We start from the raw sequence: 25,438 nt of genomic DNA, 5'->3' as shown, positions 1-25,438 counted from the left end.
CCATTGTGCATCAGTCAGCTGATAACGGCGGGACACGGAATGGATCTTAAGCTGTTGAGAAGATGTGAGATTATATCCTCATCACTTTAAGAACACAGCCTAGCATGCCCCGACGGCCACTTGGCCGCACCGGCCCAAGTGATCCTCCCTCCTCCGCTTTCACCCTTTGAGGACAGCTTTCATGGAACTGCTTCTGCTCAGCAACGGCAAAACCACAGAACACCCCGGCCTGCTCGGCTGGGCCCGGGAGCGGGTACGAACCCTGCTCGCCCGCAAACAGGTCAAGCGCATCCTGCTCATCCCCTACGCGGTGATCCGCAGCGACTGGGACGCCCGCGCCTTCGAACTCAGCGAGAGCCAGGGGGTGAAGGCCATCAGCATCCACCAGTTCGACGATCCGGTGGATGCCATCCAGCGGGCCGACGCCATCTTCATCAGCGGCGGCAACACCTGGCGCCTGAACCAGCTGCTGCACGAATACGGCCTGGTGGTGCCCATCCAGCGTGCCGTGCGCGAGCGAGGCGTGCCCTATGTGGGCTGGAGCGCCGGCTGCAACGTGGCTACCCCCAGCATCCGCACCACCAACGACATGCCGGTGTGCAGCGCCGCCGTGCTGCCGGCGCTGGGCCTGTTCCCCCTGCAGATCAACCCCCACTACCTGGATGCCGGCATCAGCGGCCACATGGGGGAGACCCGGGACGAGCGGCTCGCCGAGTTCTGTGCCATCAACCCGAGCGAGTCCGTGGTGGCCCTGCGCGAAGGGAGCCTGCTTTAGGTAAGCGGCGAGCACGGCGGCGAGAGCATCGAATACTGGAACGCCCGGGGCGAGGGCTTCAAGATCTTCAAGCACGGTGAGACCACTCAGGAGTTCATCACGGCCGCGCCCCTGGCCGGGCTGACGCCGTTTCACCCCCTGGCCGGGGCCATGACGACCGCGGTGACCTGAGCGTTCGCCCGCGGGATTTGCCATGCTGTGAGGGGCAAGGGATCTTCCCTCGCCCCTTTTCCTGCCGGCGGGAGGCACCATGACCATCAGGATTGAACACGACAGCCTCGGGGAGATCGCCGTCCCGGTCGATCGGCTCTGGGGCGCCCAGACCCAGCGCTCCCTGCACCACTTCAACATCTCGGGAGAGCGCCAGCCCAGGGAGATCATCCATGCCCTGGCCCGCATCAAGTCCGCCTGTGCCAGGGTCAATCACGCCCTGGGACTGCTGCCCGCGCGCAAGGCCCAGGCCATCATGGCGGCCGCCGACGAGATCCTGTGCGGCCAGCACGACGCCGAGTTTCCCCTGATGGTGTGGCAGACCGGCTCCGGCACCCAGACCAACATGAACCTCAACGAGGTGCTGGCGAACCGGGCCAGCGAGCTGCTCGGCGGCCCCCGTGGCGAGGGGCGGCTGGTACACCCCAACGACGAGGTGAACAAGAGCCAGTCCAGCAACGACGTCTTCCCGAGCGCCATGAACCTGGCCGCCGTCACCGCCATCACGGGCCAGCTGCTGCCGGCGCTCGTCCCCCTGAAAGAGACCCTGGCGAGCAAGGCCGCCGCCTTCGACGACATCGTCAAGATAGGCCGCACCCACCTGCAGGACGCCACGCCCCTCACCCTGGGGCAGGAGATCTCCGGCTGGGTAGCCCAGCTCAGTCAGGGGGAGCGCCACATCCGGGCCGCCCTGCCCCATCTGTGCGAGCTGGCGCTGGGGGGCACGGCGGTGGGTACCGGCCTCAACTGCCCCCCAGGTTTCGCCGACGCGGTGGCCAGGACCCTGGCCGAGCAGACCGGTCTGCCGCTGGTGAGCGCTCCCAACAAGTTCGAGGCCCTGGCGGCGAGCGATGCCCAGGTCCATGCCCACGGCGCCCTCAAGACGCTGGCGGCCTCCCTCATGAAGATCGCCAACGACGTGCGCTGGCTCGCGAGCGGCCCCCGCAGCGGGCTGGGGGAACTCATCATTCCGGAAAACGAGCCCGGCTCCTCCATCATGCCCGGCAAGGTCAACCCGACCCAGTGCGAGGCGCTCACCATGCTGTGCGCCCAGGTGATGGGCAACGATGTGGCCATCAACATCGGCGGCGCCAGCGGCAACTTCGAGCTCAACGTGTTCAGGCCGATGATCGCCTACAACGTCCTGCAGAGCGTGCGGCTGCTGGCGGACGGCATGCAGAGCTTCCACGACCACTGCGCCGTCGGCATCACCCCGAACCAGGCCAGGATCGACGATCTGCTCTCCCGCTCCCTGATGCTGGTGACGGCCCTCAACCCCCATATCGGCTATGACAAGGCGGCCGACATCGCCAAACGGGCGCACCATCAGGGGCTGAGTCTACGGGAGGCGGCCATTGCCTCGGGCCACCTCAGCGCGGAGCAATTCGATGCCTGGGTGATCCCCGCTGACATGGTGGGTCGCACGCCATAAAGCAGCTCAGCGCACTGCAATCCCATGCCCGGGGCATACCAGCGCAGGTGGCAGGCGCAGCAAATAGGGACAGTGATGGGCAATAAAGATGAAAAGGGCGCCATGGCGCCCTTTTCATTGCAGATCTGCCGTCAGGTCTTGCTCTGGCAGTTGAACATCCAGTGGGTGCCGAACTTGTCCACCAGGGATCCGAAATAGTCACCCCAGAACATCTCCGCCAGCGGCATCTCCACCTGACCTCCCTCGGCCAGGGCTGCGAACAGGCGATCGGTCTCGCCCCGGCTGTCCGGCTCCAGGTTGAGGTAGCTGTTGTTGCCCTGCACCAGGGTGAACCCCATGCTGGCCGGAGCATCCGTGCCCATCAGCACGTGACCCCCAAGGATGGGCAGGGCCACATGCATCACCAGCTCCCCGTCTTCCTCCGACAAAGGGGGCTGGCCCGGGCAACCCGGGGACTCCTTGAACCTGTGGATGGGGCCGCTGAAGTCACCGCCGAACACTTCGCGATAGAAGAGGAAGGCAGCCTCCGTCTCCCGGGCAAAATTGAGATAGGTACTGACACGCGCCATGGGTTTCTCCTTGTCACCGATAGCTGGCCCCTGTGGCCAGCTAACAGCATAGAAGAGCACGGGGCTCTGTCAGGTGGCGCTCCGCCCCCTTCTGCGCACGGGGGAGCCGCGCTCACAGCCCAGGCTCGGTCGAACCCCCAAAAGCGCAACCACATTTACAAGAGGTTGCACCTCACATCAGCATTCATAAGATGCATTGCCAACCCATTAATAATGCTGTGAAAAGCGGACAAGCGGCGGGCTTGAAAGGAGCCTGATGGAGACCGGATTCATGGAAGAATTCAACAATGTAACCAATACATTAAAATTTCTTGCTTGAAGGTTGCACCTGGTTGCACCATCATCGGCGAAATTTAACCGTCCGGTAATATTGTTACCTTCTAGACACAGGAAGTCCCATGGCCACTACCACCCTCGGCGTCAAACTCGATGAAGCGACCCGCGACCGCCTCAAACAGGCTGCGCAGACCCTGGATCGCACTCCCCACTGGCTGATCAAGCAAGCCATCTTCACCTATCTGGAGCAACTGGATCGCGGTCTGACCCCGCCCGAGCACTCCGGGCTGGCTGCCGCCGCCGGGGAAGAGGCCGTCGAGACCCTGACCGAGCAGGGCATCCAGGTCTTCCTCGAGTTTGCCGAGAGCATTCTGCCCCAGTCCGTGCTGCGGGCCGCCATCACGGGGGCTTATCGCCGCCCCGAGACCGAAGCCGTCCCCATGCTGCTGGAGCAGGCCCGTCTGCCCAAGGAGAAGGCTGACGCGACCCAGAAGCTGGCCATGGGCATCGCCGAGAAGCTGCGCAACCAGAAGAGCGCCAGCGGCCGTCAGGGCCTGGTGCAGGGGCTGCTTCAGGAGTTCTCCCTCTCCTCCCAGGAAGGGGTGGCCCTGATGTGCCTGGCGGAGGCGCTGCTGCGCATCCCCGACAAGGCGACCCGGGATGCCCTCATCCGCGACAAGATAAGCGGCGGCAACTGGAGCCAGCACCTGGGCCAGAGCACCTCATTGTTCGTCAACGCGGCCTCCTGGGGTCTGCTCATCACCGGCAAGCTGGTGGCCACCCACAACGAAGCGGGCATGAACAACTCCCTCAAGGGACTCATCGGCAAGGGGGGTGAGCCGCTCATCCGCAAGGGCGTCGACATGGCGATGCGCCTGATGGGTGAGCAGTTCGTCACCGGCGAGACCATCGCCGAGGCGCTGGCGAACGCAGGCGGCATGGAGAGCAAAGGGTTCCGCTACTCCTACGACATGCTGGGGGAAGCGGCCCTGACCGAGGAGGATGCGAAACGCTATCTGGCCTCCTACGAGCAGGCCATCCACGCTATCGGCAAGGCCTCCCACGGTCGCGGCATCTACGAGGGGCCGGGTATCTCCATCAAACTCTCCGCCCTGCATCCGCGCTACAGCCGCGCCCAGTACGATCGCGTCATGGAGGAGCTCTACCCCACCTTGCTGGGCCTGACCCAGCTCGCCAGGCAGTATGACATCGGCATCAACATCGACGCCGAGGAGGCCGATCGCCTGGAGATCTCCCTCGATCTGCTGGAAAAGCTCTGCTTCGATCCGTCCCTCGCCGACTGGAACGGCATCGGCTTCGTCATCCAGGCCTACCAGAAGCGCTGCCCCTATGTGATCGACTACGTCATCGATCTCGCCAAGCGCAGCCGTCACCGCCTGATGATCCGTCTGGTGAAGGGCGCCTACTGGGACAGCGAGATCAAGCGTGCCCAGCAGGAAGGGCTGGAAGGCTACCCAGTCTACACCCGCAAGCCCTACACGGATGTCTCCTACCTCGCCTGCGCCCGCAAGCTGCTGGCGGTGCCCGAGGCCATCTATCCCCAGTTCGCCACCCACAACGCCCACTCCCTGTCTGCCATCTATCAGCTCGCCGGTCAGAACTACTACCCGGGTCAGTACGAGTTCCAGTGCCTGCACGGCATGGGTGAACCCCTGTACGAACAGGTGGTCGGCAAGGTGGCCGACGGCAAGCTGGGTCGCCCCTGCCGCATCTATGCACCGGTAGGCAGCCACGAGACCCTGCTCGCCTACCTGGTGCGCCGCCTGCTGGAGAACGGGGCCAACACCTCCTTCGTCAACCGCATCGCGGACAACAACATCTCCCTCTCGGATCTGGTGCAGGATCCGGTGCAGCAGATCGAGCAGATGGCCGCCCGTGAAGGGACCCTGGGTCTGCCCCATCCGCGCATCCCCCTGCCCCGGGATCTCTACGGCGAGGCGCGCCCGAACTCCGCAGGTCTGGATCTCGCGAACGAGCACCGCCTGGGGTCACTCTCCGCCGCCCTGCTCGCCAGCACCAACACCGCCTATCAAGCCGTGCCCATGCTGGGTTGCGACACCGAGGCGCCGACCCAGTTCCAGCCCGTGCTCAACCCGGCGGATCACCGCGATGTCGTCGGTCAGGTGAGCGAAGCCACGGTAGCGCTGGTGGACAAGGCGCTCGCCTGCTCCCTCACGAGCGGCCAGATCTGGCAGTCCACCCCGCCAGCCGAGCGGGCCGCCGTGCTGGACAGGGCAGCCGATCTGATGGAATCCGAACTGCAACCCCTGATGGGCCTGCTGGTACGCGAATCCGGCAAGACCTTTGCCAACGCCATCGCCGAGGTGCGCGAAGCGGTGGACTTCCTGCGCTACTACGCCGCCCAGGCGCGCAACCACTTCGCCAACGACACCCACAGGCCGCTCGGCCCCGTGGTCTGCATCAGCCCCTGGAACTTCCCGCTGGCCATCTTCAGCGGCCAGGTGTGCGCGGCCCTGGCCGCCGGCAATACGGTGCTGGCCAAGCCTGCCGAGCAGACCCCCCTCATCGCCGCCCAGGCGGTGCGCATCCTGCTGGACGCGGGGGTTCCCGCCGGTGCGGTGCAACTGCTGCCGGGCCGTGGTGAGACCGTGGGTGCGGCGCTCATCGCGGACGAACGGGTGCGCGGCGTCATGTTCACCGGCTCCACCGAGGTGGCGGGCATCATCTCCCGCAACCTGGCCGGTCGCCTCGACGCCCAGGGTCGCACCATTCCCCTCATCGCCGAGACCGGCGGCCAGAACGCCATGATCGTCGACTCTTCCGCCTTGACCGAACAGGTGGTGATGGATGTCATCTCCTCGGCGTTCGACAGCGCCGGTCAGCGCTGCTCCGCCCTGCGAGTGCTATGCGTGCAGGATGACGTGGCGGATCGGGTGATCCGGATGCTCAAGGGCGCCATGGCCGAGTACAAGGTCGGCAGCCCCGAGCACCTCTCCACCGACATCGGTCCCGTCATCGACGCCGAGGCCAAGGCCAACATCGAGCGCCACATCAAGGCCATGGGCGACAAGGGGCGCAAGGTGCACCAGATCGCCCGCACCCAGGGGGATGCCTGCAGCCGTGGCACCTTCGTGCTGCCGACCCTGATCGAGCTCGACAGCCTGGACGAACTGGGACGCGAAGTGTTCGGCCCTGTGCTGCACCTGGTCCGCTACCCGCGCACCCGGCTCGGGGAGTTGCTCGAGCAGATCAACGGCAGCGGCTACGGCCTGACCCTGGGTGTTCATACCCGCATCGACGAGACCATCGCCCAGGTGGTGAACGTGGCCAAGGTGGGCAACCTCTACGTCAACCGCAACATCGTGGGCGCCGTGGTCGGGGTGCAACCCTTCGGTGGGGAAGGGCTTTCCGGCACCGGTCCCAAGGCCGGTGGCCCGCTCTACATGTATCGCCTGCTCGGCGCCCGTCCCCAGGAGGCGGTGGCCAACCAGCTGCACCAGGAGTCCGGCGCCCTGCATGCCGAGGCGAAAGCCCCCCTCGTGGCCCTGCGCGATTGGGCGAGCAAGCAGGATCCGGCCCTCGCCGCCCTGTGCGATCACTACGCTGCGCTCTCCCAGAGCGGCCGTACCCAGCTGCTGACCGGCCCCACCGGCGAGCGCAACAGCTACAGCCTGCTGCCCCGGGAACGGGTGCTCTGTCTTGCCCAGGAGAAGGCCGACCTGCTGGCCCAGCTGGCCGCCTGTCTGGCGGTCGGCAGCCAGGTGTTGCTGCCGGACGATGCCCAGACACGCTCCCTGCTCTCTTCCCTGCCGACCGAGGCGCGGGATCCCATCGCGCTGGTGGCGGACTGGGCCACGGGGGAGACGGACTTCGATGCCCTGCTGCACCACGGCGACTCGGATCAGTTGCGGGAGGTGAGCAAGCTCGCCGCCGCGCGCCAGGCAGCCCGTAACGGCGCCATCATCGGTGTGCACGGCCTGCATCGCGGCGAGACCGACATCCCGCTGGAGCGCCTGCTCATCGAGCACGCCCTCTCGGTCAACACCGCCGCCGCCGGTGGCAACGCCAGCCTGATGACCATAGGCTAAGCGCCGCATAGTGACGGAGACTCAAGCCCCGCCAATGCGGGGCTTGTTCTTTCGTCTCTGGGACACGCCCATGAAAAAGGCCGCCCTTGTCGGGGCGGCCTTTTTGTTCTCCCCTCTCCCCTCGCGGGAGAAGGGTTGGGGATGAGGGGCGACTCGCCTACACATACTCCATAAAGACGCGGGAGGTGAGCTTGGTGATGAGCTCATAGGGAATGGTGCCGATCTGGTCGGCAACCCGCTCTACCGGCAGCCCTTCCCCCCAGAGCACCGCCTCGTCACCGGACTTGTCGGTGGCGCCGGGACCGAGATCCACCGTGGTCATGTCCATGGAGACGCGCCCCACCAGGGGCACGATGCGGCCATTGACCAGCACTGGCGTGCCGTTGGGGGCCATGCGCGGATAACCGTCGCCATAGCCGATGGCAATCACCCCGAGCCGGGTATCGCGATCCGACACCCAGTTGGCGCCATAGCCTACCGGCTCGCCCGCCTTGTGATCGCGCACCGCGATGAGCTGGGTCTTGAGGGTCATCACCGGCTGCAGGTCATAATCCGCCGCCACCGTATTGGGGAACGGCGACACGCCGTAGAGGATGACGCCGGGGCGCACCCAGTCGCAGTGGGAATCCGGCCACGCCAGGATGCCTGCCGAGTTGGCCATGGCGCGCTCGCCCGACAGCGGCGCAGTCAGCTGGCTGAACAAGTCGATCTGCTCGCGGGTGGTGGGTTGCTCCAGCTCATCGGAGCGGCTGAAGTGGGTCATGACGTTGAACGGCTGCACCACGTTCTTGCACTTGCCGAGGCGCTCGATAAAGGCGGGCATCTCCTCGGCCCGTACCCCGAGGCGGTGCATGCCGGTGTCGAGCTTGAGCCAGGCCACCACGGGGGCAGGCAGCTCCGCCTGCTCCAGCGCTTCGAGCTGCTCCCAGGTGTGCACCGCGGTCTGCAGGTTGTTGGCCGCCAGCACCGGCAGGTCGGCGGCGCTGAAGAAGCCCTCCAGCAGCACGATGGGCTTGACCACGGCGCAGGAGCGCAGCATCAGCGCCTCTTCGATGCGGGCCACCGCGTAGGCGTCCGCATCCACCAGGGTGCGGGCGACCGGCAGCAGGCCGTGGCCATAGGCGTTGGCCTTGACCACGGCAATGATCTTGCATTGGGGGGCGTGGCGTTTGACCACAGCGAGGTTGTGGCGCAGGGCCGCTGTATTGATCTGGGCGATAGCCGCTTTCATCTGTTTTCCCTTACGAGGGCATGATAATCAGGCACCGGGTGGTGTCAGCCCTCAAATCTCATCGTCTAAGGCCGGACCGGCAGAATTGTCGAACCGGGAAAACTGTTTATGGATGCCGGGAGCAGGCTCCCGGCTTACTTAGTAGTCATCATCAAACGCCGGGCCCGCGTAGTTGTCAAAGCGCGAGAACTGACCCTGGAAGGTGAGCCGCACTCGTCCTATGGGGCCGTTACGCTGCTTGCCGATGATGATCTCGGCGATCCCCTTGTCGGGGCTGTCGTCGTGATAGACCTCGTCGCGGTAGATGAACATGATCAAGTCCGCATCCTGCTCGATGGAGCCGGATTCCCGCAGATCCGAGTTGACCGGGCGCTTGTCGGCACGCTGTTCCAGGCTTCGGTTCAGCTGGGAGAGCGCCACCACGGGGCACTGCAGCTCTTTCGCCAGCGCCTTGAGGGAGCGGGAGATTTCACCGATTTCCAGAGTTCGGTTGTCAGACAGCGCCGGCACCCGCATCAGTTGCAGGTAGTCCACCATGATCATGCTGATGCCGCCGTTGTCCCGCGCCACCCTGCGGGCACGGGAGCGCACTTCGGTCGGGGTGAGGCCGGAGGAGTCGTCGATGTACATCTTCCCCTTCTCCAGCAGCAGCCCCATGGTGGAGGAGAGCCGCGCCCAATCCTCGTCGTCGAGCTGGCCGGTCCGCACCTTGGTCTGGTCGATGCGCCCCACCGAGGCCAGCATACGCATGATGATCTGCTCGGAGGGCATCTCGAGGGAGAAGATCAGCACCGGCTTGTCGGCGGTGAGGGCCGCGTGCTCGCACAGGTTCATGGCAAAGGTGGTCTTGCCCATGGAGGGACGGGCGGCGACGATGACCAGATCCGAACGCTGCAGGCCGGCGGTCATCTTGTCCAGATCGTTGTAGCCGGACGACACGCCGGTCACCCCGTTGTGGGGGGTCTTGAACAGCTCTTCAATCTTGTCGACGGTCTGCTCGAGGATGAGCTTCAGGGGCTGGGGGCCCTCGTTGGCGCTGGTGCGCTGCTCGGCGATCTGGAACACCTTGCTCTCGGCCAAGTCCAGCAGATCGTTGGAGGTACGTCCCTGGGGCTCGTAGCCTGCTTCGACTATCTCGTTGGCGACCGAGATCATCTCCCGCACCACCGCCCGCTCACGCACGATCTCGGCGTAGGCACTGATGTTGGCGGCACTCGGGGTGTTCTTGGCGATCTCCACCAGATAGGCGAAGCCACCGGCCTCTTCCAGTTGCTCGGAGCGCTCGAGCTCCTCCTGCAGAGTGATAAGGTCGATGGGGTTGCCCGCATTGGAGAGGCGGGTCATGGCCTGGAAGATCAGGCGGTGCGGGCGGCTGTAGAAATCCTTGTCGATCACCCGTTCGGCGACCCGATCCCAGGCCTCGTTGTCCAGCATCAGGCCGCCCAGTACGGACTGTTCGGCCTCAAAAGAGTGGGGAGGTACTTTCAGCTGTTGTGTCTTGGCGTCTTTTTTCGCCGTCACTTGCTCTGCCATACACATAAAAACCGCAGCGGGAAGGGGACGGGAATTTTACAAAAGAAACCCCGCCATCGCGAGCGCTAATACGTCCCGTCATCGCATCCGGCGACAAGACGGGACCCAGGCCTCGTCAGCGTCATCCACTTGTGCGCCGCAGACATGCCTCACAGTACGAGAAAGGGCCAGACCAGGGTCTGATCTTTCGTTCTAGCTCTTTGTTTGTTGCGCAGCCTGCGCACCGAGCGACTCGGCCGTCTGTGTCTCATGGGCGCCTCCCCTGTCGGACGACTCAATCTGTTCATGAATAATTCATGCCATCCGTGATAATCATACCCGCAAGCTGCAACACAAAAAGGGACTGGCAGCCTGCCATGCGCCTCGCTGAGCTTGCACAAGCAGAGCATGCCCCCACCTACATGAGAGTGAAAGAGTCAAAATGAAAAAGATGCTGACCCTGTTTGCCCTGATCCTGGCCATTGGCCTTGGGGCACCCATCGCCGAGGCCAAGAAACTTGGTGGCGGCAAATCCTTTGGCAAGAGCTACAAGACGGCTCCAGCCCAACCTGCAGCCAAGCCGGTCGACACCAAGAACCCGACCGTGGGCGCCCAGGCACCCAAGAAAGGCGGCATGATGGGCGGCCTGCTGGGTGGTCTGCTGGCCGGCGGCCTGTTCGCCTACCTGCTGGGCAGCGGCGCCTTCGAAGGTCTGCAAGGGATGGACTTCCTGCTGATCGCCCTGCTGGCACTGGGCGGTGTCTTCCTGTTCCGAGCCCTGCGCAGGAACAAGGCAGCAGCGGCCCAGCCACAGACGGCCTATGCGGGCTATCAACCGCCCCAGAGCGCGGCCCCCCAGCAGTTCGAGCAAAGCCACAGCGCCCCGCAGGCCACCGGTTTTGCCGACAGCGACGTGCCCTTCCGTCTGCCCCCGGGCTTTGACATGAACGGCTTCCTGGCCGGCGCCCGCGATCACTACCGCACCCTGCAAGAGGCCTGGAACAAGAACGACCTGGAGAAGATCCGCGAGTACGTGAGCCCCGAGCTGTTCGAGCACCTCAAGGCCGAACGCGCCGAGCTCTCCGGTGAGCAGCACACCGAGGTGATGTACGTGGACACCCAGCTGGTCCGTGCCGACTACGGCAGCGACTGGGCCCAGGTGAGCGTGCGCTTCAGCGGCCGCTACATGGACCGTCAGGAGCAGGTCGAGGAGGATATCAAGGAGGTGTGGCACCTCGAGCGTGATCTCGCCAAGGACAATGCCCCCTGGCATATCGTCGGCATCGAGCAGCTCTAAGCACGCTCCTCCGGCAAGCATGATAAAGGCGACCTCAGGGTCGCCTTTTTATTGCCATCGGATCGTGTCATGCCCTATTTCGAGGCAGCTCCCCGTGGCCGGATATATTTCCCGAGAGACAATGCTGATGACATTGAAAATAAAAAGAGAGGCAGCCATGGCTGCCTCTCTTTTTTATTGGCTCGGGGTGCAGAGATTATTTGCAACCCTCTACCGAGGTGGAGTTGATATAGCTGACCTCGCCGGCCGGCTGATAATCGGCGACCTGGATGGTCTTCTTCGCCGCGATATAATCCTTCAGCACACCGGCATCCACCAGACCGGCATTGATGGTGTCGATCTTCGGATAACCGTCACCACCGGCCGCGCTGAAGCTCGGGATGGAGAAGCTGTAGGTTGCTGCCGGATCGAAGGCCTTGCCGCCGATGGTGGCGATGTCCACACTCTTGGCTTGGCAATCCACCGTCATCTTGATACCGCCGAACTGGGCATAGCCACCGGTATTGGCGGTCTTGGTCGCGACCTGACCCAGGTAGGTCAGCAGCTCGTTGCCGCTCATGGTCGCCTTGTTGACGGTGTTGCCGAACGGATGCACGGTCAGCACGTCACGGTAGCTGATGTCCCCTGCCGCGATGGAGGCACGTACCCCGCCGGAGTTGACGATGCCAAAGTCGGTGCTCAGCTTCTCGGCGGTCGCGGTGGTGATGAGACGACCCAGGTTGGTCTGCTTGTTGCGGACGTTGGCGCGCTCACCGTCCAGTACGCCATCGGTGGCACCGATAACCACACCCAGCTCCTGCTGTCCCTTCTCCTGATAAGTGAGCAGGGTGTTGTAGAGCTCGGGATCCTTGACGATCTCTTCTTGGATGAAATCACCGTCCGCGTTCTTCAGGTTGACCGGGATCAGATCGTACTGGGTCAGGGTCAGCTTGCCATTCTGATAGTCAAACTGGGCACGACCCACATACTTGCCCCACTCGTGAGCCTGCATGATCCAGGTGCCGTTCTGCTGATCCGGCTGGCAATCGTCGCCCGGCTTGAAGTCGGCGTACTTGTCCGGGGTGCCCGGCTCCATGCAGACCGGGTTCTGGGAGTGACCACCGATGATGGCGTCCAGGGTGCCTGCCGGCAGCGCACGGGCCATTTCCACGTCACCCGGTGCGTTGCTGCCGTGCTGACCATTCTCGTAATGGCCCATGTGGGTGATGGCAAGAACCAGGTTCGCCTCTTTGTTGTCGCGGATCTGCTTGCCGAGATTGGCGGCTTCCGTGGTCGGATCGCGGAACTCCAGGGTCTGGACGTTGTTGGGATCCACCAGCTGGGCGGTGTCCTCTGTGGTCAGACCCAGCACGGCGACCTTGAGGCCGCTTTCCAGCTTGAACACCTTGTAGGGATCGAAGTAGCGCTTGCCGCTCGTCTTGTCATAGATGTTGGCGGAGATCATCGGGAACTGGGCCCACTGACGCTGTTTCTCGAGGATGGTCAGGGGGTTGTCGAACTCGTGGTTGCCCACCGCCATGGCATCGTAACGGATGCTGTTCATGGCCATGAAGTCCGGCTCTGCATCCTGCAGATCCGACTCTGGCACCCCGGTGTTGACGTCACCGCCGGAGAGCACCAGCACTTCGCTGCCCGCCGCTTTCGCCTCGGAACGCAGCCGCTCGACCAGGGTCTTCTGGGCCGCCATGCCATATTCGCCCTTGTCGTTGTGCCAGAAACGACCGTGGGTATCATTGGTATGCAAAATGGTCAGCTTGCAGACATTTTCGGTGCAGGGGGCGACGCTGTCGTTGCTTGAGGTATTGCAGCCGCTCAATGCGGCAAGCACTGCCAGTGCGATACTTCCTTTGACAAATTTATAATTCATTTCCATATCACCTTGTTATTTTGTTATTGGACGACCCTATCCAGGATCGGGCGGTAATATAACAAACAACATGTGACGGTTTTTCATCGGCGACTCACAAATTCCGCCAAATGTGATCATCCACGCAACCTGTTTCCCCTATTTGGAACAGAGGCCCCCCACTCACAGAGCAATTTCCCCCATGATGGCAGCCCGCCGGTAACGGTTATGGCATACTGCCCGCCAATCAATGCCAAGGAGTGCCTGGAATGGCCAAGTACGACAAAATTTCCCCCGAAACCCAGCAGGAGGCGATGAAGATCGCCCGTGCCAACCAGAAGCCGGGGCAGACCAAGGAGCAAACCCAGCTCATCGCCCAGGGGATCCAGAAGGGCATAGACGAATACAAGAAACAGATGAAGGCGAAGGCCCGCGAGGCCAGCCGCCAGAAGAAACTGCAAGCCAAAGCCAGGCACTCTTCCCAAGAGACACGGGAAGAGGAGAGCGAAGCCGAGGTCATCGAGCTCACCCGCCAGCACCCGCTGCCCTGGATCCTGCTGATGCTGAGCTGGCTGGTATTTGCCGTGCTCTGGTTCTGGTTCCGCTGATCCTGCCCAGGCAAACCTTTGCCCTGCGATCCGCTTCACAGCCCGGGCGCGGGGGGCTGGTCATTCTCCACCCGGACTGCCTACACTCTGCCCCCCTTGTCAGGAGACACTCATCATGAACCCGGCCCCGCTCTATCTGCTGGCTCCCCTCGCCCTCTTCCTCGTGACCCTGGTGCTCTATCGCATCTCGCCACTGCGGGCGGTCGCCGCCGGCCATGCCCGCTGGTTTATCCTGCCCGCCTTCACCCTCTTTATCCTGCTCATCGTCATCAATGGCGCTGCGGATCCCGCCCTGCGAAGCCCTGCTTTCCACTGGCTGATGCCGGGGTTCGGCTTTGCCCTGAGCCTGTTCCCTGCCCTGCCCAAGGCACTGGTACCGCGCCTGGCTATCAAGGAGGGAGCCTTTGCTGCCCTGGGTCTGATGCTGATGAGCCTTGCCATGGTCTACTGATCGGCAAGCGCTGGCGTCACGATGGCGCCAGCCCCCCTTCTTGTACAAAGAATGGCCTTCAGGCATCTTGGTGGGCGGATAACCGGCATGGAGGCCAGATGAACAATCCGCCCGATTTCATGGCACTGTGGGATTATCAGGATCCCGTTGCCAGCGCCCAGCGTTTTCAAGCACTGCTGCCCGAGGCGCGTGCCGCCAACCTGCAATGGGAGCTGGAGCTCCTCACCCAGATAGCCCGCACCCATTCGCTGCAACGCCAGTTTGCGCAGGCGCACCAGCTGCTCGACGAGATAGAACCCCGCCTCACCGAGGCGACTCCACGGGCCCGCCTGCGCGCCTTGCTGGAGCGTGGCCGCACCTTCAACTCCGCCGGTGACAAGGCCAGCGCCAGAGCCCTGTTTGAACAGGCCTGGCAACTGGGAGAGCAGCACGAAGAGCACTATCTGGCCATCGATGCGGCCCACATGGTGGCCATCGCCGCCCCCCTGGAGGAGCAGAGCCACTGGCACCAGCTGGCGATGACCCTGGCCGAGCGCAGTCACGACAAGCGGGCACGAGGCTGGCTCGCCACCCTCTACAACAATCAGGGCTGGACCCTGTTCGAGCTGGGTCGCCTCGACGAGGCCATCGCCTGTCAGCAAAAGTGCCTGGCCTGGCACGAGCAGCACAACAACCAGGGCAAAGCCTTTATCGCCCGCTGGAGTCTGGCGCGCCTGAGCCGGGCCCAGGATCGCCATGAACAGGCCATGGCCGAACTGGCGCAGTTGCGCGACGACATGACCGCCGCTGGCACCCCCGAGGATGGCTATGTGTTCGAGGAGCTGGGGGAGAATGCGCTCGTGCTCAATGATCCCGCGGCGCCCGAATACTTTGCCCGCGCCTGGTTTCTGCTGTCACAGGATGGCTGGTTCACCGCCAACGAGGCAGAACGACTGGCCAGGCTCAAGCAGCTCGCCAAACTCTGATAAGGGTGCGGGGCGACCAATTGGCCGCCCCGCACATCAGCATGTCTGCCCTGGAGCAGAGGTGACGGCTCAGGCCGGACTCGCCTCTTCCCAGCTCTGCTTCTTGCGATAAATCGTGGAGGGGCTTATTTCCAGCAGGGCCGCCGCCTTGGGGATGTTGCCGTCACAACTGGCGATGGCCTGTTCGATGGCCTCCTTCTCCACCTGCCAGAGCGGACGGACCTGCCTGCGAACGACGACGGATTCTGACTGGGGATCCGCGATCCCGACCGCAGGCTCCGGGGCCAGGGTACGCCCCCCGTTGAGGGGAGGTGGCAGGATATCCGGGCTCACCAGCTCGCCATCGTTGAGCACCACTATGTTGCGCACCACGTTTTGCAGCTCGCGCACGTTGCCGGGCCAGGGGTAGTCGAGCAGCACCTGCACTGCGTCCGCATCAAAGTCCCTGAACCGCTTGTTCTCCTCACCGGCATAACGCAGCAGCAACTCCCGGGCCAGCAGCAGGATGTCCTCTCCCCGCTCCCTCAGGGGGGGCAGCGCCAGCGGGATCACGTGCAGCCGGTAGTAAAGGTCTTCACGAAACCGTCCGGCCTTGACCTCCACCAGGGGATCCCGGTTGGTGGCGCAGACAAAGCGCACATCCACCGTCTCCAGCTTGCCGCTGCCGACCCGCTGCAGGGTGCCGGTCTGGATGAAACGCAGCAGCTTGCTCTGCAGGTCGAGATCCATCTCGCAGATCTCGTCGAGGAAGAGGGTGCCGCCGTCCGCCAGACTGGCCGCCCCCTTGCGATCCCCCTGGGCACCGGTAAACGACCCCTTCACATGGCCGAAGATCTCGCTCTCCATCAGGTCATGGGGGATGGCGGCGCAGTTGAGGGCGATGAAGGGCTGATCCCGACGCGGGCTGCACTGGTGGATGGCCTCTGCGCACACCTCCTTGCCGGTGCCGCTCTCGCCAGTGATGAAGACGGTGGCCTTGCTCGGCGCCGCGCTCTCGATGATGCGATAGACCGCCTGCATCGCCATGGAGGCGCCAATGAAACCGGCAAAGGAGCTGCGCTCGAAGTTTTCCCGATACTGGGCCACCAGCGAGCTGAGCTGCTGGTGCTTCAGGGCATTGCGCGCCGTGGCGCACAGGCGCTTGCCATCGAACGGCTTGGTGAGAAAATCGAAGGCCCCGAACCGCATCGCCTCCACCGCCACATCCACCGAGCCGTGAGCGGTGATCACCACCACGGAGCAGGGCAGTTGCCGCTCCGTGATCTGCTGCAAGATGTCCATGCCGGACATGTCGGGCAACTCCAGGTCGAGCAGCACCACGGGGGGCGGGCTTGCCAGCAATTGTGCCAAAGCCTGCTGGCCACAATCTGCCAGCTGCACCTCGTAGCCATCCTGGGCCAGATACTGCTCATAGACGACCGCCAGACTGCGGGTATCTTCCACCAACAGGACACGGGGTTTGCTTTCAGCCACGAGATCCATCCTTGCGCTTGATTTTGTTGTCTATTCTGGGGGCTAGCCGCCACACACTCAAGACGGCCTCATCGCTTTATCCGGGGGATTGCGACAATACACAAGCAAAAACGGCTCCCTGGGGAGCCGTTTTTATGGTGCTTTGAGCTTATTTCTTGGCGTTGTCGCCATCGGCAGCCGGTTTTTCGATGGCCAGCAGCTCTACGTCAAATACCAGCACGGCGTTGGCCGGGATGGAACCTGCACCGTGCTCGCCATAGGCCAGCTTGGACGGCAGGAAGAACTTGAACTTGGAACCGACCGGCATCAATTGCACCCCTTCGGTCCAGCCCGGGATCACCTGGTTGAGCGGGAAGGTAGCCGGCTCGCCGCGATCGACGGAGCTGTCAAACTTGGTGCCGTCGGTCAGGGTACCGGTGTAGTGCACCTTGACGATGTCGGTGGCCTTCGGCTTGGCGCCGTCACCCATCTTCTCGACCTGATATTGCAGGCCGGACTCGGTGCTCTTCACGCCCTCTTTCTTGGCGTTGGCAGCCAGGAACTCTTCACCCTTCTTCAGGTTTTCCACGGCATCCTTGTCGGCCTTCGCCTTAGTCAGCTCGTTGATCTTGGCGTCGTATTCCTGCAGAACCTTCTGGATCTCCTCGTCGGTCATCTTGGCTTCTTTGCCCAGACCGTCGGTGACACCCTTCAGGATCACGGTGTTGTCCAGCTTGATGCCGAGCTCTTGCTGGCGCTCCAGGGTATTGGCGATATAACGACCCATGGAGAGGCCGATCGCATAGCCGGATTGCTCTTCAAAGCTCTTGGCCTCAGCCTTGGGGGCCTCTGCCGGCTTGCTGGCTTCTGCCTTGACCTCTGCGGTGTTGGTCGCAGCAGGTTTCTCATCTTTTTGGCAAGCAGTCAGACCGACGGCAACCGCCGCAGCCAACAGGGACACCTTCAGAAAATTGTTCATCAGTTTCTCCAAAACTCTAAATACCGCTCTCGGTTCCTTCGTGAAATGAGAGGTTTATCGTGATAAGCGCCTTATACTAACGCCGTGATCGCAGGTAACGAAAGCATGAGACAGGAAAAATGATCAAAAGTGCCATTTATCTCATCGGTATTTGCCTGATGCTGACGGGGTGCGAACAACGCTCACTTCCCAGCCAGCAGATCCACCTCGCCAACCAGGGTCTGCTGAGCGCGGATCTCGTCAGTTCCGGCAAGCTCGCGCTCGTCTCCAGCCTGAGTCAGGGCACTGTGGTGTGGGATCTGGAACAGGGCAAGGAGCGCTGGCGCTGGCGCCAGAGCGACGACCAGGAGGAGTTCGTCACCCTGACCCGCTTCTCCCCCGATGACAGCCATGCCATCACCGCCACTCAGCACACCTTCGCCATCTGGCGCTTGCAGGATGGCCGCTCCCAGGGCTACTACTCCCTGCCAGAATCCCCCCTGCGCGATGCGGCGATCTCGGCGGATGGCCGCCAGGTGCTCATCGGCCGTGAAGACGGCAAGGCGGAAGTGGTCGACACCCAGACCGGACGCCGGCTGCAATTCCTCGGCCACACCGAACAGGTCAACACGGTGGATCTCTCCCCCAACGGTCGCTATGCCCTCACCGGCGGCAACGATTACAGCGCCTATCTGTGGGATACCCGCACGGGCCAGGTGGTGTGGCGCTTCAACCACGCCGGGCGAGTCGTGATGGCGAGACTGGATCCGTCCGGACGCTTCGCCTTCACCGCAGACAGTCGCCAGGCCAGCATCTGGGATCTCAAAACCGGCAAGGAGCACAGCAGGTTGCAATATGATCACCGCTTCGAGGTCTACACCAGCGCCCGCTTCGCCAACGGCGGCAACTGGCTCATCACCGGCGCCCCCTCCCGCCAGCTCACTCTGTGGCAGGTGAGTGACGGCCAGCCGTTGCAGAGCTGGCGCGTCTCGCCCCATCCCAAAGTGAAACCACCGAGCGCTGTGGTCTATGGCGTGGCTTTGCGCGACAATAACCACCTCGTCAGTGCCAGCTCCAGTGGCCTGGCTGAAATCTGGACTATCAAGTAAGGACCAAAAGGCCCATGAGTCAGCAACTAAACGAACGCCTCGAAACCCTGGAAAGCCGCCTCGCCTTTGCCGAATACACGGTGGAGCAGCTCAACGACGAGGTCACCACCCAGGGTCGCGAGCTGGACCGGCTCAAACACCAGATCCATCTACTGGTAGATAAATTGCAGAGCGTACAGCCGAGCCAGATCGCCAGCATGGCCGAAGAGACGCCGCCACCGCACTACTGATGCGTGCCAGCCATAAAAAAACCCGCGCCATGCGCGGGTTCTTTTATCATCGGCCAGGCCGTGATCAGTGCTGATGGCCCTTGCCACCACAACCACCACCACCGCAGCAACCACCGTGACCGTGATCGTCGCCGTGATCGTGTGCATGGTTGTGACCATGGCCACCACAGCAGCCACCGTGGTCATGATCGTGATCGTGATCATGGTCATGACCATGATCGTGACCGCAGCCACCAGCGCCGTGCACATGGCCATGGGCCAGCTCTTCGGCGGTCGCGGCACGCACGTCCTTGATCTCGACCTTGAAGCCCAGGGTCACGCCAGCCAGGGGATGATTGCCGTCCACCTTGATGAACTCCTCGGACACCTCGATGACGGTCACCGGGCGGTGGCCGTCGTCGGTCTCGGCCACAAAAGTATCCCCTTCAGACACTTCCATACCGTCGAACAGCTCGCCGGGCACTTCCTGCACCAGATTCTCGTCGTACTCGCCATAGGCCTGGTTCGGCGTCAGGGTGACGTCGAACGCCTCGCCCACGCTGCGACCTTCCAGCTCGGCTTCGAGGCCGGAGACCAGGTAACGGGTACCGTGCAGATACACCAGCGGCTCTTTACCGACAGTGGTGTCGATGACTTCACCGTGTTCGTCGGTGACCGTGTATTCCAGCGTAACCACGCTCAGGGGAGCTACTTTCATGTCAGGGATCCTGCGGATAGAAAAAAACGGGCTCAGAATACCTCAAAAAGGCAGACAAGCATATGGTCGGCCCGGCTTCAGTGTGATGAAAAAGTCATCAACAGCGACCAGCCTGACCGGCGTACCATCACCTTGAGGCATGGCCCTCACTCGGGACGAAACACCCCTATCACCTGCTCCGCCTCGCGCGTCGCCTTGTCCACCTGCTCCTGGGTCTGCACCTGGGTATCCCCGCACTCGACACAGGTCACCTTCTCGACTCCATGCTCCATATACAGCATCATGGTGTCCATCTTGCCGCACGCCGGGCAAACCGCCCCGGCAATGAAGCGTTTTTTACGTCTGGTTTCCATTTTTGTTACCTCCAGGCAGCATCATATCAGGGTTTTTACATGCATCACGCCATCGAATATCAGCATTTTTCCACTTCCACCCTTCAGGTCGGCCCCCGCAAGCGCTCCCCCATGGGCCAATTGCTGCGCGTCACCCAGGGGGTGGCGCTGCTGAAATTGGGTGCCCATGAGCTGCTGCTGACACCTGGCAGCCACTTCTGGCTCTGTGCCGATGCCCTCGCCGCCTTCACCCCTCTGGCTGGCTGCCAGCATGATCTACTGGCCTGCTCCGTGCGGGTGCCCCAGCCCGCCCAGGCTGGCTGGTTGCAGGCAAGCCCGTTGATGGACGCACTGCTGGACAGCCTGGCGGCCTGGTCACGCCCACGCGACTGGCAAGGCCCCTATGGGCAGCGGCTGCAAGTGGTGGGAGATGAGTTGCACGGCTGCACCATCTCGTCACTGGGGGATCAGGCACTGCAAGATGCCTGGCAAGCCCTGGCCAGAGCGCAGCCGGATAGCGTGGCTGCCTGGCAGACCCTGCTGGGCACTCGCGGTCTCGAGGGCCCGGACGCCCGGGCACTGCAGGATCAGTGGCAACTGTTGCAGGGGATTCGCCTGCTGCGAAGCGGCAGCACACCGTCACAGGTGGTGAGCAGGCTGGGTTATCGGGATGAAAGCGCGCTGGCCGAGGCTCATCTGCAATGGCTCGGGGCGCCCCTCTCCCCTCAGCCGTCCGCGACCCGATAAGAGAGGCATAAAAGGATGACAAAAGAAATCCAGTTTTGCGGCTCACCGCCGCTAACAACAAAGGAGTCATTCATGTCACCATCCTTTATGCTGAACACCCGATTGACCGTCACCGACTAGATCAACAGGACATCCGCCATGACGAGCAAGGCCAACCAATCCCAGGGCATGTTGCTGTTCCACCTCTCTGCCAGACAATCCTTCGCCATCGGTACCCTCAAGGTGAAGGAGATCGTGCCCTACACCCAGCTCACCGCTCTACCACAATCCCATCCCACCGTGCTCGGTGCCGCCAGCATGCGCGGCATCACCATCCCGGTGATCGACATGGCAATGGCCGTGGGCTACCGCCCCATCAGCCGGGAGGAGATGCCCCACTGCTTCATCATCATCACCGATTGCCGCCGCACCCTGGTGGGCTTTCTGGTGCGGGGCATCGACAAGATCACCGAGTGCAACTGGCGTGACATCGAGCCGCCCCCTCCCTCCTTGGGACAGAACGTCTTCGTCACCGGCGTGACCCGGGTGGGAGATCAGTTGATCCAGTTGCTGGATGTGGAGCTCATCCTGTCGCGGGTCTATCCGGACGATCCCAGCCATCTCTACCCCGTGCTGACCGACGTGCAGCGCGAGCGGCTCAAGCCTATGCGGATCCTGCTGGTGGACGACTCCTCCGTTGCCCGTCGCCAGCTCATGGCGGCGCTCGATTACATCAATATCCCCTACGAGGTCTGCACCAACGGACGCGACGCCCTCACCCTGATGCAGACCCGGGTCTCCCAGGGCACGCGGATCGACATCCTGGTGAGCGATATAGAGATGCCGGGACTGGATGGTTACGAGCTGGCCTTCGAGGTGCAGAGCGATGCCAAGCTGGCGGGAGCCTACATCATCCTGCACACCTCCCTCTCCAGCGAGATCAGCGTGGAGCGGGCCCATCAGGTCGGCGCCCACGAGGCGCTCACCAAGTTTGAAGCCAACGAACTGATCCAGGCCATGCTGCGCGGCGCCGAGCACCACGATCGTCTGATGGCCTGATGTCGCGGCGAGCCAAGGGCTCGCCGCCCCCTTTTCCTCCCTGCTCTTCCGAGTCGTTGCATGTTGACAGAAAGCCACTTTCACGCCCCCTGGTGGGCCCGCAACCCCCATCTGCAAACCATTTTGCCCAAGTGGCTGCGCCGCTCGCCTGCCCGCTTCATCCAGGAGCGCTTCGAACTTACGGACGGCGATTTCGTTGATCTGGCCTGGAGCGGCGAACCCGTCCAGGATGAACAACCCCTGGTGGTGGTGTTCCACGGACTGGAGGGGAGCATTCACTCCCACTATGCCAAGGGGCTCTTTGCCCACCTGCAGCGGCAAGGGAACGAGGCGGTGCTGATGCACTTTCGGGGGTGCAGTGGCGAGCCGAATCGGCTGCTGCAGGCCTATCACTCAGGCACCATCGAGGACGCCCAGGCGGTAATTGTCGAGCTGGGGCGGCGTTTTCCTGGCCGTCCCCTGGTCGCCATCGGCTATTCCCTGGGGGGCAACATGCTGGTCAATCTGCTGGCGCGGGCCTGCCCGGCACCATTGAAGGCGGCGGTGGTAGTATCGGCCCCGCTGCAACTGGCAAGCTGTGCCGATCGGGTCAATCAGGGCTTCTCACGGGTCTATCAGAACTACCTGCTGCGCACCATGCGAACCAACCTGCAAAGCAAGATCCGGCGCCAGAGCGCGGCACGGGCGCGCTGGCAGCCGGCCCAGATCACCCGCATCGCCACACTGAGGGAGTTCGACGAGCTGGTGACGGCACCGCTCCATGGTTTCGAGAGCGCCGATCACTACTACCAGACCTGCTCCGGCCTGGGCATGCTGGCCCGCATTCCCATCCCGACCCTCGTCATTCACGCCGCCGACGATCCCTTCATGACCGATGCCGTCATTCCGGCGGCGGAGCAGCTCTCCCCTCTGGTGCGCTACGAGCTGAGCCGCCAGGGCGGCCACGTGGGCTTCCTGCACGGCTCTCCCTGGCGCCCCCGCTTCTGGCTGGATGAGCGCATCAGCCAGTGGTTGCGGGAACAGACTCAGGGCGCGAACCGGTAACCGTTGCGCCCCTCTTCCTTGGCCTGATAGAGGGCGCCATCGACCCGCTCGAGCAGCATGACGAGGCTCTCCCCGGCTCGCCACTGGGCTATCCCCTGGCTCAGGGTGAGGTGGGGGGAAACGTCGGAATCCTCATGGGGCAGAGCCCTGGCCGCCAGAGTGGCGCGAATGCGCTCCGCCACCTCCTGGCCACCGGCCAGCGTCGTCTCCTGCAGCAGCACCACGAACTCCTCTCCCCCGTAGCGCGCCACCAGATCGCCGGGCTCCCGCACACTCTCCTCCAGGCACTCGGCCACCAGGATCAGGCACTCATCCCCCGCCTGATGACCATAGCGATCGTTGTAGCGCTTGAAGAAATCCACATCGAGCAGGATCACGGTGAGCGGTACATCCTGGGTGGTGCCTTGCGCAATGGCACGCTTGCACGCCTGATCGAAGTGGCGACGGTTGGCAATGCCGGTCAGGGGATCCCGGTTGGCCATGGCATTCATCTTGTTTGCCAGCATCAGGTTGTCGTGCTCCCTTGACACCGCAAGCTCGAACCAGCCGTTGAGCATGCGCCGTCCCGTCTCCAGCACCACCAGCAAGACCCCGACCACGATGGTGTTGACCAGAACAAAGGGCTCAGGACTCCAGGAGGCTCTCACCAACAAGAACAGCAGGGGGACCGACACCAGGGCGTAAAACAGCCGCACATCGCAATACGCGGCGACGAGACCGGTCAGCAGCAACAGACTGACCATGTTGAAAATGAAACTGAAGCCCCCCTTCAAGTCGACGATCGAGATGGTGTAACCCACCATGGCCCAGGCTAGCCCCCAGGCCAGGGCACAGACGCACAGGGACACCAGCCAGATGGCATGGGATTGACGGGAGAGCCAGCCCCACCCGAGCGGCAGCAGCAGGCCAACACCTATCATGGCAAAGAGCTGCCATTTGTAGGACCAGGGCAGGTTGCCGACCAGTACCAGGTGTGCATCCCGATAGATGTAGAAGCGGGTCAGCAGAAATACGAGGGCGATGAGATTGATGACCCAGTACCAGCGCAAACCGGCGCTCAGGGCGCGGTGGCGGGCATCGAACAGGTGCTGTTCGAATTGACTGGAGGGTCGGCGTTCGTCAATGGATGGCATGGCACCCCTCGTCCAAAACGAGACAAATCCCTTGCGCTTGCCGACCAGACACCGACAATATCCGCAATCCACTGAGTGAAGATGAAATCATGATTATCCCCTGGCAAGAACTGGAGCCGGACACCCTCACCAACCTGCTCGAACACTTTGTGCTGCAAGAAGGCACCGAATACGGTGAACAGGATGTCAGCCTGACCGACAAGGTCGAAGCAGTCAGGCAACAATTGCTACAAGGTAGCGCCGTGCTTGTCTACAGCGAGCTGCACGAAAGTGTCAATGTCGTCCCAAAGACTCATTTAAGCAAGTCACCCACTGACGACTTCCCCCAGGCGTAACGCGGTCACGGCTTATCGGGCGGCTCACCCCGCCCTCCCCCTATCCAGCACACATCATCAGGCCGCATGACCAGTTCGCCACCCAGCAGCACCTATTCCAACGTACCCAGAGCACAAGGCAGCCCTTGTTCACAGCTATTGCCGGGAAGCGTGGGGGCAGCGGGAGGATGACGGCGCACTTGACCGCACTTTGGGCCACCCCTTATAACGGAACTCCCAAGGAAGAGAGAATTCTATGTCCGCCAAGCATCCCATCATCGCGGTCACCGGTTCGTCCGGTGCCGGTACTTCCACCTCCACCAACGCCTTCCGCTCCATGTTCCACCAGCTTGGATACAAGGCGGCCGTGGTCGAGGGGGACAGTTTTCACCGCTACACCAGGCCCGAGATGGACGTGGCTATCCGCAAGGCCCGGGAGCAGGGGCGGCATATCAGCTACTTCGGCCCGGAGGCCAACGACTTCGGTCTGCTGGAGTCCTTTTTCCAGGAGTATGGCCAGAGCGGCACCGGCCAGTACCGGCGCTATCTGCACAGCTTCGACGAGGCAGTGCCTTTCAACCAGATGCCTGGCACCTTCACCCCCTGGCAGGATCTGCCCGGCGAGACGGATCTGCTGTTCTACGAAGGACTGCATGGCGGCGTGGTCACGGGGGAGCACAACGTGGCGCGGCACGTGGACTTTCTCATCGGCGTGGTGCCCATCGTCAACCTGGAGTGGATCCAGAAGCTCATTCGCGACACCTCGGAACGCGGCCACTCCCGCGAGGCGGTGACCGACTCCATCGTGCGTTCCATGGATGACTACATCAACTTCATCACGCCGCAGTTCTCCCGCACCCACATCAACTTCCAGCGGGTGCCGACCGTCGATACTTCCAACCCCTTCAGCGCCAAGGTGATACCCAGCCTGGACGAGAGTATGCTGGTGATCAGGTTTCGGGGCATCAAGCAGGTGGACTTCCCCTACCTGCTGTCGATGATAGACGGCGCCTTCATGTCCAGGATGAACACCATCGTCGTGCCGGGTGGCAAGATGGGCTTCGCAATGGAACTGATCCTGCGCCCCCTGATCCAGCAACTGATCGAAACGGGCAAGATCACCTGAGCCAAGGAGCTTAATG

22 protein-coding genes and 1 pseudogene are annotated in these 25,438 nt (G+C 62.8%); 14 read left to right on the top strand and 9 right to left on the bottom strand.

The genetic code is table 11. The features are described from left to right. The first annotated feature begins 181 nt into the window (after positions 1–181). Both pepE and fumC read left to right on the top strand, forming a co-directional pair. A pseudogene (gene pepE / locus PG879_RS14465) lies at positions 182–946 on the top strand (dipeptidase PepE). Between the two features lie 79 nt (positions 947–1,025). Then, positions 1,026–2,417: a class II fumarate hydratase gene (gene fumC / locus PG879_RS14460; RefSeq protein ID WP_210600422.1), complete on the top strand. Its 1,392-nt coding sequence runs from the start codon at positions 1,026–1,028 to the stop codon at positions 2,415–2,417. Positions 2,418–2,548: 131 nt separating this feature from the next. Here the strand turns inward: fumC and PG879_RS14455 are convergent, their stop codons facing one another. Then, positions 2,549–2,986, bottom strand: coding sequence for a VOC family protein (locus PG879_RS14455; RefSeq protein WP_010673262.1), 438 nt, complete (start codon positions 2,984–2,986; stop codon positions 2,549–2,551). A 398-nt stretch (positions 2,987–3,384) separates the two neighbouring features. Here PG879_RS14455 and putA point away from each other — a divergent pair, with 398 nt between their 5' ends. Beyond that, complete coding sequence (gene putA / locus PG879_RS14450; RefSeq protein WP_210600420.1) at positions 3,385–7,332, top strand: trifunctional transcriptional regulator/proline dehydrogenase/L-glutamate gamma-semialdehyde dehydrogenase; 3,948 nt, start codon at positions 3,385–3,387, stop codon at positions 7,330–7,332. Positions 7,333–7,489: 157 nt separating this feature from the next. Here the strand turns inward: putA and alr are convergent, their stop codons facing one another. Further along, positions 7,490–8,563, bottom strand: coding sequence for an alanine racemase (gene alr / locus PG879_RS14445; RefSeq protein ID WP_210600418.1), 1,074 nt, complete (start codon positions 8,561–8,563; stop codon positions 7,490–7,492). A 138-nt stretch (positions 8,564–8,701) separates the two neighbouring features. Next, on the bottom strand, positions 8,702–10,096 hold the full coding sequence (gene dnaB, locus PG879_RS14440) for a replicative DNA helicase (protein WP_039040054.1): 1,395 nt from the start codon (positions 10,094–10,096) through the stop codon (positions 8,702–8,704). Between the two features lie 421 nt (positions 10,097–10,517). On the opposite strand from dnaB, the gene PG879_RS14435 reads away from it, so the two are divergent. After that, positions 10,518–11,372, top strand: coding sequence for a Tim44 domain-containing protein (locus PG879_RS14435; protein WP_010673257.1), 855 nt, complete (start codon positions 10,518–10,520; stop codon positions 11,370–11,372). Positions 11,373–11,568: 196 nt separating this feature from the next. Here the strand turns inward: PG879_RS14435 and ushA are convergent, their stop codons facing one another. Further along, entirely contained in the window at positions 11,569–13,239 is a 1,671-nt protein-coding gene (gene ushA, locus PG879_RS14430) for a bifunctional UDP-sugar hydrolase/5'-nucleotidase UshA (protein WP_210600414.1), read from the bottom strand. A 248-nt stretch (positions 13,240–13,487) separates the two neighbouring features. On the opposite strand from ushA, the gene PG879_RS14425 reads away from it, so the two are divergent. The 3 genes from PG879_RS14425 (at position 13,488) to PG879_RS14415 (ending at position 15,242) form a co-directional block, all read left to right on the top strand. Beyond that, positions 13,488–13,826 (top strand): DUF2956 domain-containing protein, encoded by a 339-nt coding sequence (locus PG879_RS14425; RefSeq protein ID WP_104451749.1) that lies wholly within the window; start codon positions 13,488–13,490, stop codon positions 13,824–13,826. A gap of 115 nt (positions 13,827–13,941) precedes the next feature. After that, positions 13,942–14,277, top strand: coding sequence for a hypothetical protein (locus PG879_RS14420; protein WP_010673254.1), 336 nt, complete (start codon positions 13,942–13,944; stop codon positions 14,275–14,277). 98 nt (positions 14,278–14,375) lie between these two features. After that, entirely contained in the window at positions 14,376–15,242 is an 867-nt protein-coding gene (locus PG879_RS14415; RefSeq protein WP_202015653.1) for a tetratricopeptide repeat protein, read from the top strand. A gap of 69 nt (positions 15,243–15,311) precedes the next feature. Here PG879_RS14415 and PG879_RS14410 read toward each other — a convergent pair whose 3' ends face one another. Both PG879_RS14410 and fkpA read right to left on the bottom strand, forming a co-directional pair. Beyond that, the gene (locus PG879_RS14410; protein ID WP_042881314.1) at positions 15,312–16,715 is read right to left on the bottom strand and encodes a sigma-54-dependent transcriptional regulator; all 1,404 of its coding nucleotides are present in this window, start codon (positions 16,713–16,715) and stop codon (positions 15,312–15,314) included. Positions 16,716–16,863: 148 nt separating this feature from the next. Next, positions 16,864–17,673 carry an FKBP-type peptidyl-prolyl cis-trans isomerase gene (gene fkpA, locus PG879_RS14405; RefSeq protein ID WP_029313875.1) on the bottom strand — a complete coding sequence of 270 codons (810 nt, stop codon included), beginning with the start codon at positions 17,671–17,673 and terminating at the stop codon, positions 16,864–16,866. A gap of 119 nt (positions 17,674–17,792) precedes the next feature. Here fkpA and PG879_RS14400 point away from each other — a divergent pair, with 119 nt between their 5' ends. Further along, complete coding sequence (locus PG879_RS14400; RefSeq protein ID WP_210600412.1) at positions 17,793–18,761, top strand: WD40 repeat domain-containing protein; 969 nt, start codon at positions 17,793–17,795, stop codon at positions 18,759–18,761. Between the two features lie 14 nt (positions 18,762–18,775). Further along, a complete protein-coding gene (locus PG879_RS14395) occupies positions 18,776–18,991 on the top strand; it encodes a SlyX family protein (protein ID WP_010673249.1) in 216 nt (71 codons plus the stop codon). 64 nt (positions 18,992–19,055) lie between these two features. Here the strand turns inward: PG879_RS14395 and PG879_RS14390 are convergent, their stop codons facing one another. Further along, positions 19,056–19,688 (bottom strand): FKBP-type peptidyl-prolyl cis-trans isomerase, encoded by a 633-nt coding sequence (locus tag PG879_RS14390; RefSeq protein ID WP_202041117.1) that lies wholly within the window; start codon positions 19,686–19,688, stop codon positions 19,056–19,058. A 146-nt stretch (positions 19,689–19,834) separates the two neighbouring features. After that, the gene (locus tag PG879_RS14385) at positions 19,835–20,041 is read right to left on the bottom strand and encodes a YheV family putative zinc ribbon protein (protein ID WP_010673247.1); all 207 of its coding nucleotides are present in this window, start codon (positions 20,039–20,041) and stop codon (positions 19,835–19,837) included. 39 nt (positions 20,042–20,080) lie between these two features. Here PG879_RS14385 and PG879_RS14380 point away from each other — a divergent pair, with 39 nt between their 5' ends. The 3 genes from PG879_RS14380 (at position 20,081) to PG879_RS14370 (ending at position 22,849) form a co-directional block, all read left to right on the top strand. After that, positions 20,081–20,767 carry a hypothetical protein gene (locus tag PG879_RS14380; RefSeq protein ID WP_042016811.1) on the top strand — a complete coding sequence of 229 codons (687 nt, stop codon included), beginning with the start codon at positions 20,081–20,083 and terminating at the stop codon, positions 20,765–20,767. A 138-nt stretch (positions 20,768–20,905) separates the two neighbouring features. Next, entirely contained in the window at positions 20,906–21,805 is a 900-nt protein-coding gene (locus PG879_RS14375; RefSeq protein ID WP_210600410.1) for a chemotaxis protein, read from the top strand. Between the two features lie 60 nt (positions 21,806–21,865). Continuing rightward, a complete protein-coding gene (locus tag PG879_RS14370) occupies positions 21,866–22,849 on the top strand; it encodes a hydrolase (RefSeq protein WP_210600408.1) in 984 nt (327 codons plus the stop codon). Here the strand turns inward: PG879_RS14370 and PG879_RS14365 are convergent. After that, positions 22,831–23,982, bottom strand: coding sequence for a GGDEF domain-containing protein (locus PG879_RS14365; protein WP_210600406.1), 1,152 nt, complete (start codon positions 23,980–23,982; stop codon positions 22,831–22,833). The two genes, PG879_RS14370 and PG879_RS14365, sit on opposite strands and share 19 nt — an antisense overlap. Positions 23,983–24,071: 89 nt before the next feature. On the opposite strand from PG879_RS14365, the gene PG879_RS14360 reads away from it, so the two are divergent. Next, positions 24,072–24,317, top strand: coding sequence for a YheU family protein (locus PG879_RS14360; RefSeq protein ID WP_010673242.1), 246 nt, complete (start codon positions 24,072–24,074; stop codon positions 24,315–24,317). 235 nt (positions 24,318–24,552) lie between these two features. Beyond that, positions 24,553–25,422, top strand: coding sequence for a phosphoribulokinase (locus PG879_RS14355; RefSeq protein ID WP_010673241.1), 870 nt, complete (start codon positions 24,553–24,555; stop codon positions 25,420–25,422). The last annotated feature ends 16 nt before the right edge of the window (positions 25,423–25,438 follow it).

Source organism: Aeromonas sp. QDB63 (genome assembly GCF_027707425.1).
GTDB lineage: Bacteria > Pseudomonadota > Gammaproteobacteria > Enterobacterales > Aeromonadaceae > Aeromonas > Aeromonas caviae.
This window is presented reverse-complemented; position numbering and strand designations above follow the sequence as displayed.